The sequence below is a fragment of the Thermoactinomyces sp. FSL K6-2592 genome (assembly GCF_038006465.1).
Classification (GTDB): domain Bacteria; phylum Bacillota; class Bacilli; order Thermoactinomycetales; family Thermoactinomycetaceae; genus Thermoactinomyces; species Thermoactinomyces vulgaris.
In genome coordinates this window covers 1156168-1170448 of sequence record NZ_JBBOVH010000001.1, presented here as the reverse complement: position 1 = coordinate 1170448, position 14281 = coordinate 1156168, and the positions used below count along the sequence as shown (strand labels likewise).

The window sequence follows — 14281 nt, the reverse complement described above, 5'->3', positions numbered from 1 at the left end:
ATCATCGCTGTACGACGGTTTTCATCGGTTTGCGGTAAAAAACCGTGCGCAGGACATCGAACAATCCGGCCAGAATGACGGGCATCGTGGAAGTCACCGTTACAAGGATCCATTCCCTGAGACCGAGCGGGACCGTGTGGAAGACCGGCCCGAGCGGCGGATAATAAATCACACCCAGCAAGAGAACAGCCGAAGACAACACAGCCAACACCAACATGGGGTTATCCAGCGGCGTGCGTTGGAAAATCGTCCCTTGCGAACGGCAATCAAACACATATATCAACTGGGAAAGGACCAGTGTGGCAAAGGCAACCGTTTGTGCCCGCACCAGATTCTCCGGCGTTTCGACATAAGAAATCCAAAAAGCGGCCAAAGAGCAAAATCCGATAAGCAGACCGCGGGTCACAATTTTCCATCCGACGCCGCGGGCAAAAATGCTTTCCCGGCTGTCGCGCGGCGGCCGCTGCATCGCATTTTCCTCCGCCGGATCCACTCCGAGGGCCATGGCCGGCAATCCGTCCGTCACCAGATTCACCCACAAGATCTGGATCGGTACAAGCGGCAAAGGCAAACTTGCCAGCATCGCCAAAAACATGATCAAAATCTCCCCGACATTGCTTGCCAACAAATAACTGATGAATTTCCGGATATTTTCGTATATATTCCGGCCTTCTTCCACGGCCGCTACGATGGTGGCAAAATTATCATCGGCCAGGATGAGCGAAGAGGCTTCCTTGGACACATCCGTCCCCATGCCTCCCATGGCAATCCCGATATCCGCCGCTTTAATCGCCGGGGCATCATTCACTCCGTCGCCCGTCATCGCGACAACATGTCCTTTTTTCTGCAATGCTTTGACAATCCGCAATTTATGTTCGGGCGAGACCCGTGCATACACGTCCACATCATTGACAATCTTGATAAACTCTTCGTCCTTCATATTGTAAAGATCTTGTCCGGTCAGTGTCAAACCGCCGGGCCGCTTGATCTCCAGCTCAGCAGCAATGGCTTCGGCCGTCGCCTGATGATCCCCGGTAATCATGACCGTCTTGATCCCGGCCTGCCGGCTCTGCTGGATGGCTTCTTTCACGCCGGGACGGGGCGGATCCATCATGCCCGTCAGCCCGACAAAAATCAAGCGTTGTTCCATTTGCCAATCTATTGAGTCCGGGTTGGCCGGTTTGATTTCCCGATAGGCAAAGGCGAGATTCCGCAATGCTTTGGCTGCCAATTGCTCATTCATTTGCATGATTTTTTTGCGCTTGGCTTCCGTCAAAGGCACCACTTTCCCATCCGTCAGAAGATGGGTGCATTTATTCAACAGAACATCCGGCGCCCCTTTGGAAAAAAGAAAATGTTTCCCCGCCTGTTTCACCCAGACCGACATCATCTTGCGCTCGGAATCGAAAGGAAATTCTTTTACCCGTTCCCACTTTTTGTCCAAATGTTTCCGGTCAAATCCCGCTTTTTGCGCAACAACCAGCAGCGCTCCTTCCGTGGGATCGCCGTCCAATTCCCATTGACTCTTTTTGTTTAACAACCCTTTTTTACTTTTTTGGATAAATGACGCATTATTGCATAAGGCCGCAATCTCCATCAGCCTTTTCAAGGACTCCCACTTTTGGACATCCACTTTTTTCTGCTCAAACAAAATGTCCCCCCCGGGATCATAACCGTTCCCGGTCACTTGAAACAGCACCTGATCCGCCCAAATGTGGGTCACCATCATTTTGTTTTGCGTCAATGTTCCGGTTTTATCCGAGCAAATCACCGTTGCACAGCCCAAAGTTTCCACCGACGGAAGTTTGCGGACGATAGCCTGCCGTTTGATCATCCGTTGCACACCCAAGGCCAGCGCAATCGTCACAATCGCCGGCAACCCTTCAGGAATGGCGGCAACCGCCAATGAAACCCCGGCCAGGAACATCTGATACACATCATGCCCGTGAATGATTCCGGTCACAACAACCATCGCGGTCAAAATGAGGGACACAACAATCAGCACTTTTCCCAGTTGCTCCAACCGGCGCTTCAATGGAGTGTCCGTCCCTTCGGCCGTTTTGATTAAATGGGCGATTCTTCCCATCTCCGTGGCCATTCCTGTGGAAACGACAATGCCCGTTCCACTCCCCCGCACGACCATGGTCCCCATATATCCCATGTTTTTCCGGTCACCGATGGCCACATCCTGCCGCAAGAGCGCTTCGCTTTGTTTTTTAACCGGAACCGATTCTCCGGTCAGGGCTGATTCTTCAACGTATAAGCTTTCCGTATGGATCCAGCGCACATCGGCCGGGATCCGGTCCCCGCTTTCTACCGACACGATATCCCCGGGAACCAGCCGGAAAGCTTCGATTTTTTTCCACTCCCCATCCCGTTTGACTTTGGCAACCGGCGCCGATAATTTTTTCAAAGCCTGCAGGGACTTTTCCGCACGCATCTCCTGAAAAAATCCCAGTCCCGCGTTTAAGATGATAATTGCAATGATGGCGACGGCATCGGTGTATTCTCCCAGCAATCCGGAAATCAACGTCGCCGCCAATAAAACCAAAACCATGAAATCCTTGAATTGATCGACAAACAAAGCAAAAAGGGAAGATTTTTCCCCTTCCGACAACTGATTGAGTCCGGTCTGCTTAAGTCGTTCTTGCGCCTCTTTGTCATGGAGTCCAACGGATGGATTCACCTGAAAGTGAGAAGCAACATCCTCTGTCTCCCAGTCAATCCAACGTCCTTGCTCTGCCAAGATTCTTCCTCCTTTTTCCGGAACGATTACTTTCAATGTATTCAGACGAGCTGTCAAACATACCTGAACCGGACAATCGGATTTCCGTCGGAACCAAGATATTGTAAAATGGAAAAGTGTGATGACTTTTGAAACTGGAATAAAGGATGAAACCTATGTCATATGACGGATTGGTCACCCGGTCTGTGGTGAAGGAACTCAATCAGGCACTTGCCGGCGGCAGAATCACCAAAATCTATCAACCGGGTGAATTTGAATTGCTTTTGGTGATTCGCTCGCAAGGAAAAAATCATAAATGTCTGCTTTCGGCCCATCCGGCCTATCCCCGTGTCCAACTGACCCGGTCTTCTTACGAGAATCCCAAAGAACCTCCGATGTTTTGCCGTTTGGTCCGGAAACACCTGGACGGCGGAATCATAGAAAGCGTGGACCAAATCGGATTGGAACGAATCGTCCACCTCCATCTTCGCGCCAAAAATGAATTGGGGGACTTCGTTTCGCGCAAGCTGGTCGTCGAAATCATGGGCCGGCACAGCAATATTATTTTGGTGGATCCTGACACAGGCACCGTCCTTGACGGAATTCGACGGGTCAGCCATGCCATGAGCCAATACCGGCAAATCTATCCGGGGGCTTCCTACACGGAACCGCCATCGCAAAACAAGGAAAATCCGCTGGAAGTGACAAAAGAGCGGTTTATCGCCGGGTTTGATTACAACCAAGGCCGTTTGGACAAACAAATCGTCCAGCGGTTCACCGGAATCAGCCCGCTCATTGCCAAAGAAATCATTCACCGGGCCGGATTGGGCAGCCGTGACCAACTGTGGGAAGCTTTCTCCCGATTGATGGAGAAGGCCAAGAATCACGAGTATGCCCCCGCGATCATGCAAACAGGGAAAAAGACCGTATTTTCCGTGTGGCCGCTTTCCCATATGGAAGAAACCGTCTATCGCACGGATTCCATCAGCCAACTTTTGGACCATTTTTATTACGGCAAAGCCGAACGCGACCGGATCCGCCAGCAAACCTCCCAGCTGATGCGCAAGTTAAAAAACGAAGTGGATAAAAACAAGAAAAAGATCAAGATCTTGCAAAAAGAATTGAAACAAGCAGAAAAAGCGGACCATTACCGCATTCTGGGAGAATTGGTCACAGCCAACCTGCACCAAATCAAGCGGGGGGAAAAAACGGTTGAGGTGATCAATTTTTACGACCCGGATGCCCCGGCCCTGACAATTGAACTCGATCCCACCCTCAGCCCGGCGGAAAACGCGCAACGATACTTTAAAAAATACAACAAATTAAAAGCATCCCTAAAATGGAACCAAGAACAGATCGAAAAATCCCGGGCCGACATCGAATATCTTGAATCGGTCCTTACCCAAATCGAAAATGCCGGGTTAAAAGATATTGAGCAGATTCAGGAAGAATTGGCGGAAGAAGGGTGGCTGAAAAAAACTTCCCGGCAAAACAAGCCGCGTAAAAAAGAAGCTCCCGTCCCTTATGAGGCGACGGCAAGTGACGGAACCCCGATTCTGATCGGGAAGAACAACAAACAAAACGACTATTTAACCCACAAGCTGGCCGCTTCCTCCCATATCTGGCTGCACACCAAAGACATTCCCGGTTCGCATGTCGTCATTCGCGCCAGCCAGGTCCGGGACGAAACGCTCTTGGAAGCCGCCATGTTGGCCGCCTATTTCAGCAAAGCCCGGGATTCCTCCCAAGTGCCGGTCGATTACACACAGATCAAACATGTCAAAAAACCGGCCGGCGCCCGCCCCGGCTTTGTCACTTACGATCATCAACAAACGATCTATGTCACGCCGGAAAAAGAAGTGATTATGCGGCTTTTAAACAATCAAAACCTAAAATAACAGAAGAAAGGAGTCAGATTTCCTCTGACTCCTTAAATTTTGCAAAACGCAATTAATAACAGGATGCAGCCTGCCCCTTCATCATGGATCACTTTTCCGGATCAAGCCGCCTGAGCGCCCCGGTGGATTTTGGTCTTTGGTCACCTGGGCAGTTGACCGGTTTAGCAGATGATGAAATGAGAAAAATGAACACGCTCTTGCTCCATGCTTTTTCCGGGTTTTCCCCCGACCGGCTTGCAAAACAAAAAGGCCCCGCCTTGGCGAAGCCTTTGGGGCCGCGATCGTCATCGGTTTCCGCGGCTTCCCGGTTTTGTGACGGGGATCCCTTTTTTGCACAGGGGACAATCTTTGGAGTCAAAACTTTCGATCTCCACCTTCTTTAAAGCCAGGTAAGGCTGGCGAAACGGATTTTGCCCGCCGGTCCGGTCCACAATGGAACCGACGCCCACAACGTCTGCTTTTCTTTCTTCCAAGAGCCCGATCACTTCTTTGACCGATCCTCCGGTGGTCACCACGTCTTCCACCACCAATACCTTTTGGCCGGGAGCGACTTCAAAACCGCGCCGAAGTTGCATCACCCCGTCTTTTCTCTCAGCAAAAATACATGGCACATTCAGGGCGCGGGCCACCTCATGGGCGATGATGACTCCACCGAGTGCCGGCCCGGCCACCAGATCCACGGAAATGCCTGCAAATTTTTTGGCCAACGCTTGTCCCGTTTTTTCGGCATCATCCGGATGCATCAAAAGCTGTGCACATTGCATATACCGGGCGCTGTGGCGACCCGAGGACAAAAGGAAGTGTCCTTCTTTCAGCACCTCTCTTCGTTTCATCGCTTTTTCCAAGGACCAAGCCATCTGTTCCACTCCTTTTTTAACAAATCTCTTCCACCAGGGACTGAAAGGCTTTTTTCGGATCCGGCGCTTGTGTCACCGGCCGGCCGACCACCAGGTAATCGGCTCCGTTCACCACAGCTTCCCGGGGAGTGACGATTCGTTTCTGATCGTTATTTGAAAAGCCTTGGGGGCGGATGCCGGGTGTCACCGCCAAAAATCCCGGTCCGGCCGCTTGTTTGACCCACCGGGCTTCCAACCCCGAACAAATCACCCCGTCCATCCCGGCATCGCAGGCCAACGACGCCAATTTCTGCACGGACTCACGTACATTCCCCGGGATGCCGAGTTCCTGGTTTAACATCCTCTGATCCGTGCTTGTCAGCTGGGTCACCGCCAGCAATTTCAACCGGCGGGATCCACCGGCATGTTTCTCGGCAATCTCCCGCGCTTTCTCCATCATTTTTCTGCCGCCGGAAGCATGGATGGTGACAAAATCCACCCCCAACCGGCTGAGCGATTCGATCCCCTTGGCCACCGTATTGGGGATGTCGTGAAGTTTCAAATCCAAAAAAATGGTATCGCCGGCATTTTTTCGTTTCTCCACCCATTGGGGTCCCGCGGAGAAAAACAGCTGATACCCCACTTTGATCAATGGCCGTTCGCCCGGGTCCCAAAGGGAAAGCAAGCGGTCTGCCTGCTTCTCATCCGGAACATCCAACGCGAGAAAGATACGATTTTGCGGATTTTCCATGGTTCCTCCTCCTTCCTCCTTTACACCAACACTCGGGCGAAATCCGGCTTTTTGAGCGGTTCCGCATGGAATTGAATCGATTCCAAGGTTTCCAAAAGAGCTTGCACCGTATCCAACGAGGTCAAACAAGCAACGCCATGTTCCACCGCTTCCCGGCGAATCCGGAAACCGTCCCGCTCCGGCGTTCTTCCCCGCGTCCAAGTGTTTACAACCAAATCGGCTTTTCCCTGGCGGATCCAATCCAAAATGTTGGGCGATCCTTCCTTCAACTTGTTCAACCGCTTCACGGGCAAGCCGGCTTTTTCCAGAACTTCCGCCGTGCCTTGGGTGGCGACAATGTGGTAACCCAACTCATAGAAACGTTTCATCAAGGGAAGTGCTTCTTCTTTTTCTTTGTCCCCGATGGTTGCCACCACTGTGCCAAAGCGCGGCATCTGGATGCCGGCGGCCATCAGGCCTTTGTAAACCGCCCGGGCATAATCCCGGTCTTTTCCCATCACTTCCCCGGTGGATTTCATCTCCGGCCCGAGGGCGATATCCACCTTCGTCAGCTTGTCAAAGGAGAAGACCGGCACTTTCACTGAAATAAACTCACTTTCCGGCCACAATCCGGACTGATCATATCCTTGCTCCCGCAAATTGACTCCGAGCATGATTTTGGTGGCCACTTGCGCCATGGGAATTCCCGTGACTTTGCTTAAGAAGGGAACCGTTCTCGATGACCGCGGATTGACTTCCAAGGTGTACAGTTCATTTTGATACAGAACAAATTGAATGTTGATGATTCCCTTGATGTGAAGCGCTTTGGCGATTTTTTCCGTGATCCGGGCAACCTGCTCTTTTTGCTCCCCGGTCAGGGTTTGCGGGGGATAAACAGCAATCGAATCCCCGGAATGGACCCCTGCCCGTTCGATGTGTTCCATGATACCGGGAATGAGGACTCTTTCCCCGTCGCAAATCGCATCCACTTCGACCTCTTTGCCCAACAAGTAACGGTCGATCAGGACGGGATGTTCCGGATTCACTTTGACCGCTTGCTCCATGTAAGAGCGCAGTTCCATTTCGTTATGGACGATTTCCATGGCACGCCCTCCCAGCACATAGGACGGACGGACCAACACCGGATATCCCAGGATCCGGGCGGCTTTTACCGCTTCGTCCACCGAAGTGACCGCCGTTCCCGGAGGCTGTGGAATTTGGAGGTCGCTCATCAACTGTTCAAATTTTTTCCGGTCTTCCGCACGGTCAATTTCCTCCAAAGAGGTGCCCAACAACCGGATGCCTTCATCCTGCAAGTCCCTCGCCAGATTCAAAGCGGTTTGCCCGCCGAATTGCACGATCACCCCGAGCGGATTTTCTTTTTCAATGATGTTGAGAACATCTTCTTTAAAGAGAGGTTCAAAGTACAGACGGTCAGAGATATTGAAATCCGTCGAGACCGTCTCCGGATTGTTATTGATGATCACCGCTTCATAGCCGGCTTTTTGGATGGCCATGATCGCATGCACGGTCGCATAATCAAACTCGACTCCCTGACCGATCCGGATCGGCCCCGAGCCGAGGACCACAATGCTTTTTGTTTTGCTTACCGCCACTTCGTCTTCAGATTCATAAGACGAGTAATAGTACGGGGTATTTGCGGCAAATTCCGCGGCGCAGGTGTCCACCATTTTATAAACCGGGACAATGTGGTGTTGTTTCCGCAACGCGCGAACCTCTTTTTCCGTCCGGTTTGTAAGGCGGCCGATCGCCCGGTCCGTCATCCCGAATTGCTTGGCCTTTCTGAGCAACTCCGGGGCAAGGGAACCGGATGCTTGCAACTCTTTTTCCATCCGGATGATGCGTCCGATTTTATGCAGGAAAAAACGGTCGATTCGGGTGAGTTGATGGGCTTCTTCCAGACTGTGTCCGCGCCGGAACCATTCCGCCAGCAAAAACAGCCGCTCATCATCCGGTTTTTGCAGCCGTTTTCTCAACTTGTCGCCGGGAATTCCCCCGGCTCCCGGCAGGTTCAAATCATCCTGCCCGATTTCCAGCGAACGCACTGCTTTTAAAAGCGATTCTTCCAATGTCCGCCCGATGGCCATCACTTCCCCCGTTGCTTTCATCTGGGTTCCCAATTCCCGGTTTGCCGAGACAAATTTGTCAAACGGCCAGCGGGGAATTTTGCAGACCACATAATCGATGGCCGGTTCAAAACAAGCACTGGTTTGTCCGGTCACCGGATTTTTTAATTCGTCCAGTGTGTAGCCCAGTGCAATTTTGGCAGCCACCCGGGCGATCGGATATCCCGTCGCTTTGGAAGCCAGCGCACTGGAACGACTCACCCGCGGATTCACTTCAATGACATAGTATTGGAAGCTGTGCGGATCGAGTGCAAACTGGATATTGCATCCGCCACGAATATCCAGGGCGCGGATGATTTTCAACGCCGCATTCCGGAGCATCTGGTGTTCCCGGTCCGTCAAGGTCTGACTCGGGGCAAACACGATGCTGTCCCCGGTGTGTACGCCCACCGGATCAAAGTTTTCCATGTTGCACACCACGATGGCGTTATCCGCGGCATCGCGCATCACTTCATATTCAATTTCTTTGTATCCTGCGATGCTCTGTTCGATCAGGCATTGGGTGATCGGGCTGTAACGGAGCCCGTTTTCAACAATCTCTTGCAATTCTTTTTCGTCTTTGGCAATGCCCCCTCCGGTTCCGCCCAGTGTGTAAGCGGGCCGGACGATCACGGGATAGCCGGCTTCTCCGGCAAACCGGAGCGCTTCATCGACCGTGTGCACAATTGCGCTTTCCGGAACCGGCTCTCCCAGCTCTTGCATCAATGCCCGGAACGAATCGCGGTCCTCTGCACGGGTGATCGCTTGCAGATCGGTTCCCAGAAGACGGACGCCTTCCCGTTTTAGAACCCCTTGTTTGGCCAATTCCACCGCCAAGTTTAAGCCGGTTTGCCCTCCCAGGGTGGGCAAAAGACCATCCGGACGCTCTTTGCGAATCACTTGCGTGATAAATTCGGCAGTCAGCGGTTCAATATAGACGCGGTCTGCCATGTTGGTATCGGTCATGATCGTGGCCGGATTGCTGTTGACCAAAACCACTTCCAATCCTTCTTCTTTCAGCGCCTGACACGCTTGCGTCCCGGCATAGTCGAATTCCGCGGCCTGGCCGATCACAATCGGCCCCGAACCAATCACCAAAATTTTCTTCAAGGTCGAATCTTTAGGCATTGACGGTCTCTCCCTTCCGTGCAAAAGACTCCATCATCTCAAGAAAACGGTCAAACAGATAACCCGAATCAAGCGGGCCCGGTGCCGATTCCGGATGATATTGGACGGTGAACACCGGCAGGGTTTTGTGCCGGAGCCCTTCGACCGTCCCGTCGTTCAACGCAATGTGCGTGATTTCCAATCCGGTGTTTTTCACCGAGTCAGAAGTGACGGCATACCCATGATTTTGCGAAGTGATCACGGTGCGTCCGGTTGCCAGCTCCTTCACCGGATGGTTTCCGCCGCGATGCCCGAACTTCATTTTTTCCGTGTCGGCTCCGGCGGCCAACGCGACCAGCTGATGGCCCATGCAAATGCCAAACAGCGGCACTTTCCCCATCAATTGTTGGATCGTTCGGATTCCCTCCGGCACGTCCTTGGGGTTCCCGGGACCGTTGGACAACATCACCCCGTCCGGCCGGAAGCGCATGATTTCTTCGGCTGAGGTACTGTAGGGAACGGTAATCACCTCGCAGTTGCGCTTCACCAACTCCCGCACAATGTTGTGTTTGGCTCCGAAATCCATCAAAACCACCCGTTTTCCCTTGTTCGGGGAAATATGAATGCTTTTGGTGCTGACACGCGCCACTTGGTCACGCATCAACGGAAACTTCAACTGTTCATTCAATTCCTCCAAACTCTCTTCGCCGGTGGTGATGATTCCCTTCATCGTTCCGTGCATCCGGATTTTGCGGGTCAGCATCCGGGTGTCGATTCCGGAAATTCCGATCAATCCGTATTCCTTCAAAAACGTTCCCAGCGGCAATTCGTTGCGCCAGTTGCTGGCATATTCGGCATACTCGCGCACGATCAAACCGTGAGCGTAAGGGCGCAGGGATTCGTTGTCATCGCGCGAGATCCCGTAGTTGCCGATCAGCGGGTATGTCATGACCACCATTTGCCCGCAATAAGAAGGGTCGGTTAAAATCTCCTGATAACCGGTCATGCTGGTGGTGAACACCACTTCCCCCCTTTTAAACCCTTCTGCCCCGAATGATTCGCCAACCAATAACGTACCGTCTTCCAACAGCAATCTTGCTTTCACGGACGCTCCTCCTTTTCCACTACATCAGGCAATCGTCATCTTGCCATGTCACTTTTCCGTTCAAGATGGTCAGAACCGGCCACCCTTTTAATTTCCAACCGGCAAACGGGGTGTTGCGGCCTTTGGAAGCAAAGTCCTTTGGATCAATCACTTTTTCCCGGTCCAGATCAATGACCGTGATATCGGCCGGTCCCCCTTCCACCAGGCGGCCGTAAGGCAACCGGAAAACTTCCGCCGGTTTCAAGGTCATCTTGTCCACCAATTCGTGCAACGTAATCACACCTTTTATGACCAGATGCGTATAAAGCAGCGGAAATGCCGTTTCCAAACCCACAATGCCGAACGGGGCCTGTTCGATTCCCGCCTGTTTTTCTTCCGCCGTATGCGGGGCGTGATCCGTTGCAATGAAATCGATCGAACCGTCTTTCAAACCTTCGATCAATGCTTGCCGGTCTTCTTTGGAGCGGAGGGGCGGGTTCATTTTCCAATTAGGATCGGGCCCGGGGATATCTTCGTCACACAACAGCAGATGATGCGGAGTCACTTCGGCCGTCACTTTTTGCCCGCGGGCTTTGGCCTCCCGCACCAGCCGGACAGACGCTTTGGTGCTGATGTGGCAAACATGGTAGTGCGCCCCTGTCTCTTCCGCCAGCAAAATGTCCCGCCCCACATGGACCGCTTCTGCAGACGAAGGGATTCCCGTCAGGCCGTGCTTTTTTGCAAACACGCCTTCATGGACGCATCCGCCTTTGGCCAGCGTGTCATCCTCACAGTGGGCCACCACCGGAAGGTCTGCCGCCACGGCTTTCTTCATCGCTTCTTTCATCATTTTGGCGCTTTGCACGCCGACCCCGTCATCAGTGACACCGATTGCCCCGGCTTTCTTCATGCCGGCCATATCGGTCAATTCATCCCCCCGCTGTCCGATGGTGATGGCACCATAAGGCAAAACCCGGGCCAAACCGGTTTTCTTTGCGCGATTGATCACTTCTTTAATTTTGTCCGGCGAATCGGTGACAGGGTTGGTGTTCGGCATCGGCGCAATCGTTGTGAATCCGCCGCGCGCCGCCGCCCGGCATCCCGATTCGATCGTCTCTTTCTGCTCAAATCCGGGCTCGCGCAAATGAACATGCATATCAATCAGCCCGGGGCAAACCAGTTTTCCGTCGGCCCAAATCACCGTCACATCTTCATCGGGACGGATCTCCGGGGCAATCGCCCGGATCTTTTGCCCGTCAATCCAAAAATCTCTTTGCACCAATTCTTTGCTTTCCGGATCCAACAAGTTCCCGTTTTTCAGCAGGATACGCAACGAAAATCCCCTCCCATCGCTCTTTCCAAGGCCGCCATCCGCACCCAAACTCCGTTTTTCATCTGTTCGAAAATTTTCGAACGCTGATCTTCAACCATTTCATCTGCAATTTCCACGCCCCGGTTGACCGGTCCCGGATGCATGATGATGGCATCCGGCTTCATGAGCCGGGCCCGTTTACGGGTCAGCCCGAATTGCCTGAAATACGCTTGTGCAGAAGAAAACAGCGTTTGGTCATGCCGTTCCAACTGCACCCGCAGCATCATCACCACATCAGCTTCCCGGAGAGCATCTTCAAACGGCACATAAGGCGCCAGTTGTTCAATCTCTTCATCCCGCATTCCATCCGGACCGCTCACCATGATCTCCATGCCAAACCGGGACAACGCCCAGAGACTGGAACGCACCACCCGGCTGTGCTTGATATCGCCAATCATCGCTACTTTCTTTCCTTCCAACTCTTTAAAATGCTTCCTCATGGTGTACAAATCCAACAAGGCTTGTGTCGGGTGGGCCAGGCATCCGGCTCCGGCATTGACGAGCGCGCATTCCGGCAGCCGGTCGGCCAATTCCTGAAAAACACAGGGGTCGGCGTGCCGGATCACCACGACACGGACTCCGAGCGAAGACAAGGTTTTGACCGTGTCATACAGCGACTCTCCTTTGGCCGTGCTGGAAACTTCCGGAGAGAAATGAATCACTTCCATTCCCAACTTTTTTTCGGCCACTTCAAAGGAAAAGCGGGTCCGGGTGCTCGGCTCAAAGAACAGATTTGCCGCAAACCGCCCTTGATACGGTGCATGTCCCGGTTGCCAATGCTCCTCCCAATACTGCGCCCGGTCCAAAAGCGTTTGTATTTCATTTCTGGATAAATCCTTGGTATCAAACAAATGGTTGGGGGCGAACCTTCGCTTCGTCACAGTCAACTGAATCCCTCCTGTCTGTCAGGCTGCTTCCGCCAACTCTTTTTGCCGCGAATCTTTTTCAGGCAAGACCAGATTGAGCAGAATGCCGGTGACGGTTGCCAACGCCATCCCTTCCAATTCCAGATGGATGTTGGCCAATTTCAGCAACGCCCCTCCGACTCCGATCACCAGAATGACCGATGCAATCACCAGGTTGCGACGGTTATCCAGGTTCACTTGATTTTCAATCAGCATCCGCAACCCGCTGGAGGCGATGACACCAAACAACAGGATCGAAACGCCGCCCATCACCGGAGTGGGAATGGTTTGAATGAGTGCCGATATTTTTCCCACGAAACTGAACATGACAGCCAGGACAGCCGTTCCTCCGATCACCCAGACACTGAAAATGCGGGTCATGGCCATCACCCCGATGTTTTCCCCGTAAGTGGTGGCCGGAGGGCCGCCGACCAGGGCAGCGATGCTGGTGGCAAGCCCATCCCCCAACAAAGAACGGTGCAATCCGGGATCTTTCACCAAGTCTCTGCCCATGATGTTTCCTTGTACCACCAAGTGTCCGATGTGTTCGGCCAACACCACCAACACCACCGGCAACATCACCACAGCCGCATGCCACGAAACGACCGGTGCCGTCAACTCAGGAGCGGCAAACCACGGGGCTTCCCTCACCGTGGCAAAGTCCACCATCCCCATCATCAAAGCCGTCAGGTATCCGCCAATCAGCCCAAGCAGTATCGGGATGAAGCGAAGGAATCCGCTGAATGCTAAATTGGCCGTGATGGCGATTCCCAAGGTGACAAGTGCCACGATAAAGTTCTCCAAAGAATAAACCTGCAATTGAACCTTTTCATTTTCCGGATCGACGGATTGAATGGTTCCGTCCAATGCCGCCCATCCGCTTGCGGTTTGCGGCATGTCCACGATCACTTCTTTTTTGCTGGCCATGTCCACCGCCGTGCCTGCCAGCGAAAGGCCGATGACAATCACCACCGAGCCGATTACAACCGGGGGCAGCAAATGATCCAGCCATTTCACGCCAAACTGGTATACAATCAGGGCCACCACTCCGTAGGCAATCCCGACCAGGAAACATCCGAATAACGCTTCACCCAGATGCTTTCCTCCTTGGGAAATGGTGATCACCGGAACAATGAAGGCAAACGAAGACCCCAGATATGCCGGGATTTTGCCCCGTGTCACAATCAAATAGGCCAGCGTCCCGATTCCGCTGGATAACAGTGCGACGGCCGGATTCATCCCCGTCAACAACGGCACCAGCATCGTGGCGCCAAACATGGCGAACAAATGTTGAAAGCTGAGAAAGAGCCATGACAAAGCTTTGGGTTTTTCATGCACATCCATGACAATTTTTTGTGAACTCATTGGCCTTAACTCCTTTGTTGAGGATAAAAAAACGTCTCTTTGCCCATACGCAAAGAGACGCAGTAAAACAATACAGCGCTTGTTTGTCAACCGCATCCCTTTGCCGGACTCACTGGACCGATTTAAAAGGGAT

General features: G+C 52.8%; 9 protein-coding genes. 1 reads left to right on the top strand and 8 read right to left on the bottom strand.

All coding sequences use genetic code 11. The features are described 5' to 3' along the window. Position 1: 1 nt before the first annotated feature. Positions 2 to 2746, bottom strand: coding sequence for a calcium-translocating P-type ATPase, SERCA-type (locus NYE37_RS06250; RefSeq protein WP_232335452.1), 2745 nt, complete (start codon positions 2744 to 2746; stop codon positions 2 to 4). Positions 2747 to 2901: 155 nt separating this feature from the next. Here NYE37_RS06250 and NYE37_RS06245 point away from each other — a divergent pair, with 155 nt between their 5' ends. Next, on the top strand, positions 2902 to 4623 hold the full coding sequence (locus NYE37_RS06245) for an Rqc2 family fibronectin-binding protein (protein ID WP_198241453.1): 1722 nt from the start codon (positions 2902 to 2904) through the stop codon (positions 4621 to 4623). A 284-nt stretch (positions 4624 to 4907) separates the two neighbouring features. Here the strand turns inward: NYE37_RS06245 and pyrE are convergent, their stop codons facing one another. From pyrE to uraA, 7 genes are read right to left on the bottom strand one after another with little or no spacing between them, the layout of a single operon-like run. Next, positions 4908 to 5480: an orotate phosphoribosyltransferase gene (pyrE, locus tag NYE37_RS06240; protein WP_037994923.1), complete on the bottom strand. Its 573-nt coding sequence runs from the start codon at positions 5478 to 5480 to the stop codon at positions 4908 to 4910. Positions 5481 to 5496: 16 nt separating this feature from the next. After that, positions 5497 to 6210: an orotidine-5'-phosphate decarboxylase gene (gene pyrF, locus NYE37_RS06235; protein WP_198050782.1), complete on the bottom strand. Its 714-nt coding sequence runs from the start codon at positions 6208 to 6210 to the stop codon at positions 5497 to 5499. A gap of 20 nt (positions 6211 to 6230) precedes the next feature. Beyond that, entirely contained in the window at positions 6231 to 9443 is a 3213-nt protein-coding gene (carB, locus tag NYE37_RS06230) for a carbamoyl-phosphate synthase large subunit (RefSeq protein WP_049720278.1), read from the bottom strand. After that, complete coding sequence (carA, locus tag NYE37_RS06225) at positions 9436 to 10527, bottom strand: glutamine-hydrolyzing carbamoyl-phosphate synthase small subunit (RefSeq protein ID WP_049720279.1); 1092 nt, start codon at positions 10525 to 10527, stop codon at positions 9436 to 9438. Before carA ends, carB begins: the two co-directional genes overlap by 8 nt. 19 nt (positions 10528 to 10546) lie before the next feature. Continuing rightward, positions 10547 to 11839: a dihydroorotase gene (locus tag NYE37_RS06220; protein ID WP_198050783.1), complete on the bottom strand. Its 1293-nt coding sequence runs from the start codon at positions 11837 to 11839 to the stop codon at positions 10547 to 10549. Next, positions 11824 to 12765: an aspartate carbamoyltransferase catalytic subunit gene (locus tag NYE37_RS06215; RefSeq protein ID WP_206760016.1), complete on the bottom strand. Its 942-nt coding sequence runs from the start codon at positions 12763 to 12765 to the stop codon at positions 11824 to 11826. Before NYE37_RS06215 ends, NYE37_RS06220 begins: the two co-directional genes overlap by 16 nt. Positions 12766 to 12783: 18 nt before the next feature. After that, positions 12784 to 14148 (bottom strand): uracil permease, encoded by a 1365-nt coding sequence (gene uraA, locus NYE37_RS06210; RefSeq protein WP_037994932.1) that lies wholly within the window; start codon positions 14146 to 14148, stop codon positions 12784 to 12786. Positions 14149 to 14281 lie beyond the last annotated feature (133 nt).

Excerpts from the sequence above, each read along its gene's own strand:
- pyrE (WP_037994923.1), bottom strand. The coding sequence starts at position 5,480 with ATGGCTTGGTCCTTGGAAAAAGCGATGAAACGAAGAGAGGTGCTGAAA.
- pyrF (WP_198050782.1), bottom strand. The coding sequence starts at position 6,210 with ATGGAAAATCCGCAAAATCGTATCTTTCTCGCGTTGGATGTTCCGGAT.
- carB (WP_049720278.1), bottom strand. The coding sequence starts at position 9,443 with ATGCCTAAAGATTCGACCTTGAAGAAAATTTTGGTGATTGGTTCGGGG.
- uraA (WP_037994932.1), bottom strand. The coding sequence starts at position 14,148 with ATGAGTTCACAAAAAATTGTCATGGATGTGCATGAAAAACCCAAAGCT.
- NYE37_RS06245 (WP_198241453.1), top strand. The coding sequence starts at position 2,902 with ATGTCATATGACGGATTGGTCACCCGGTCTGTGGTGAAGGAACTCAAT.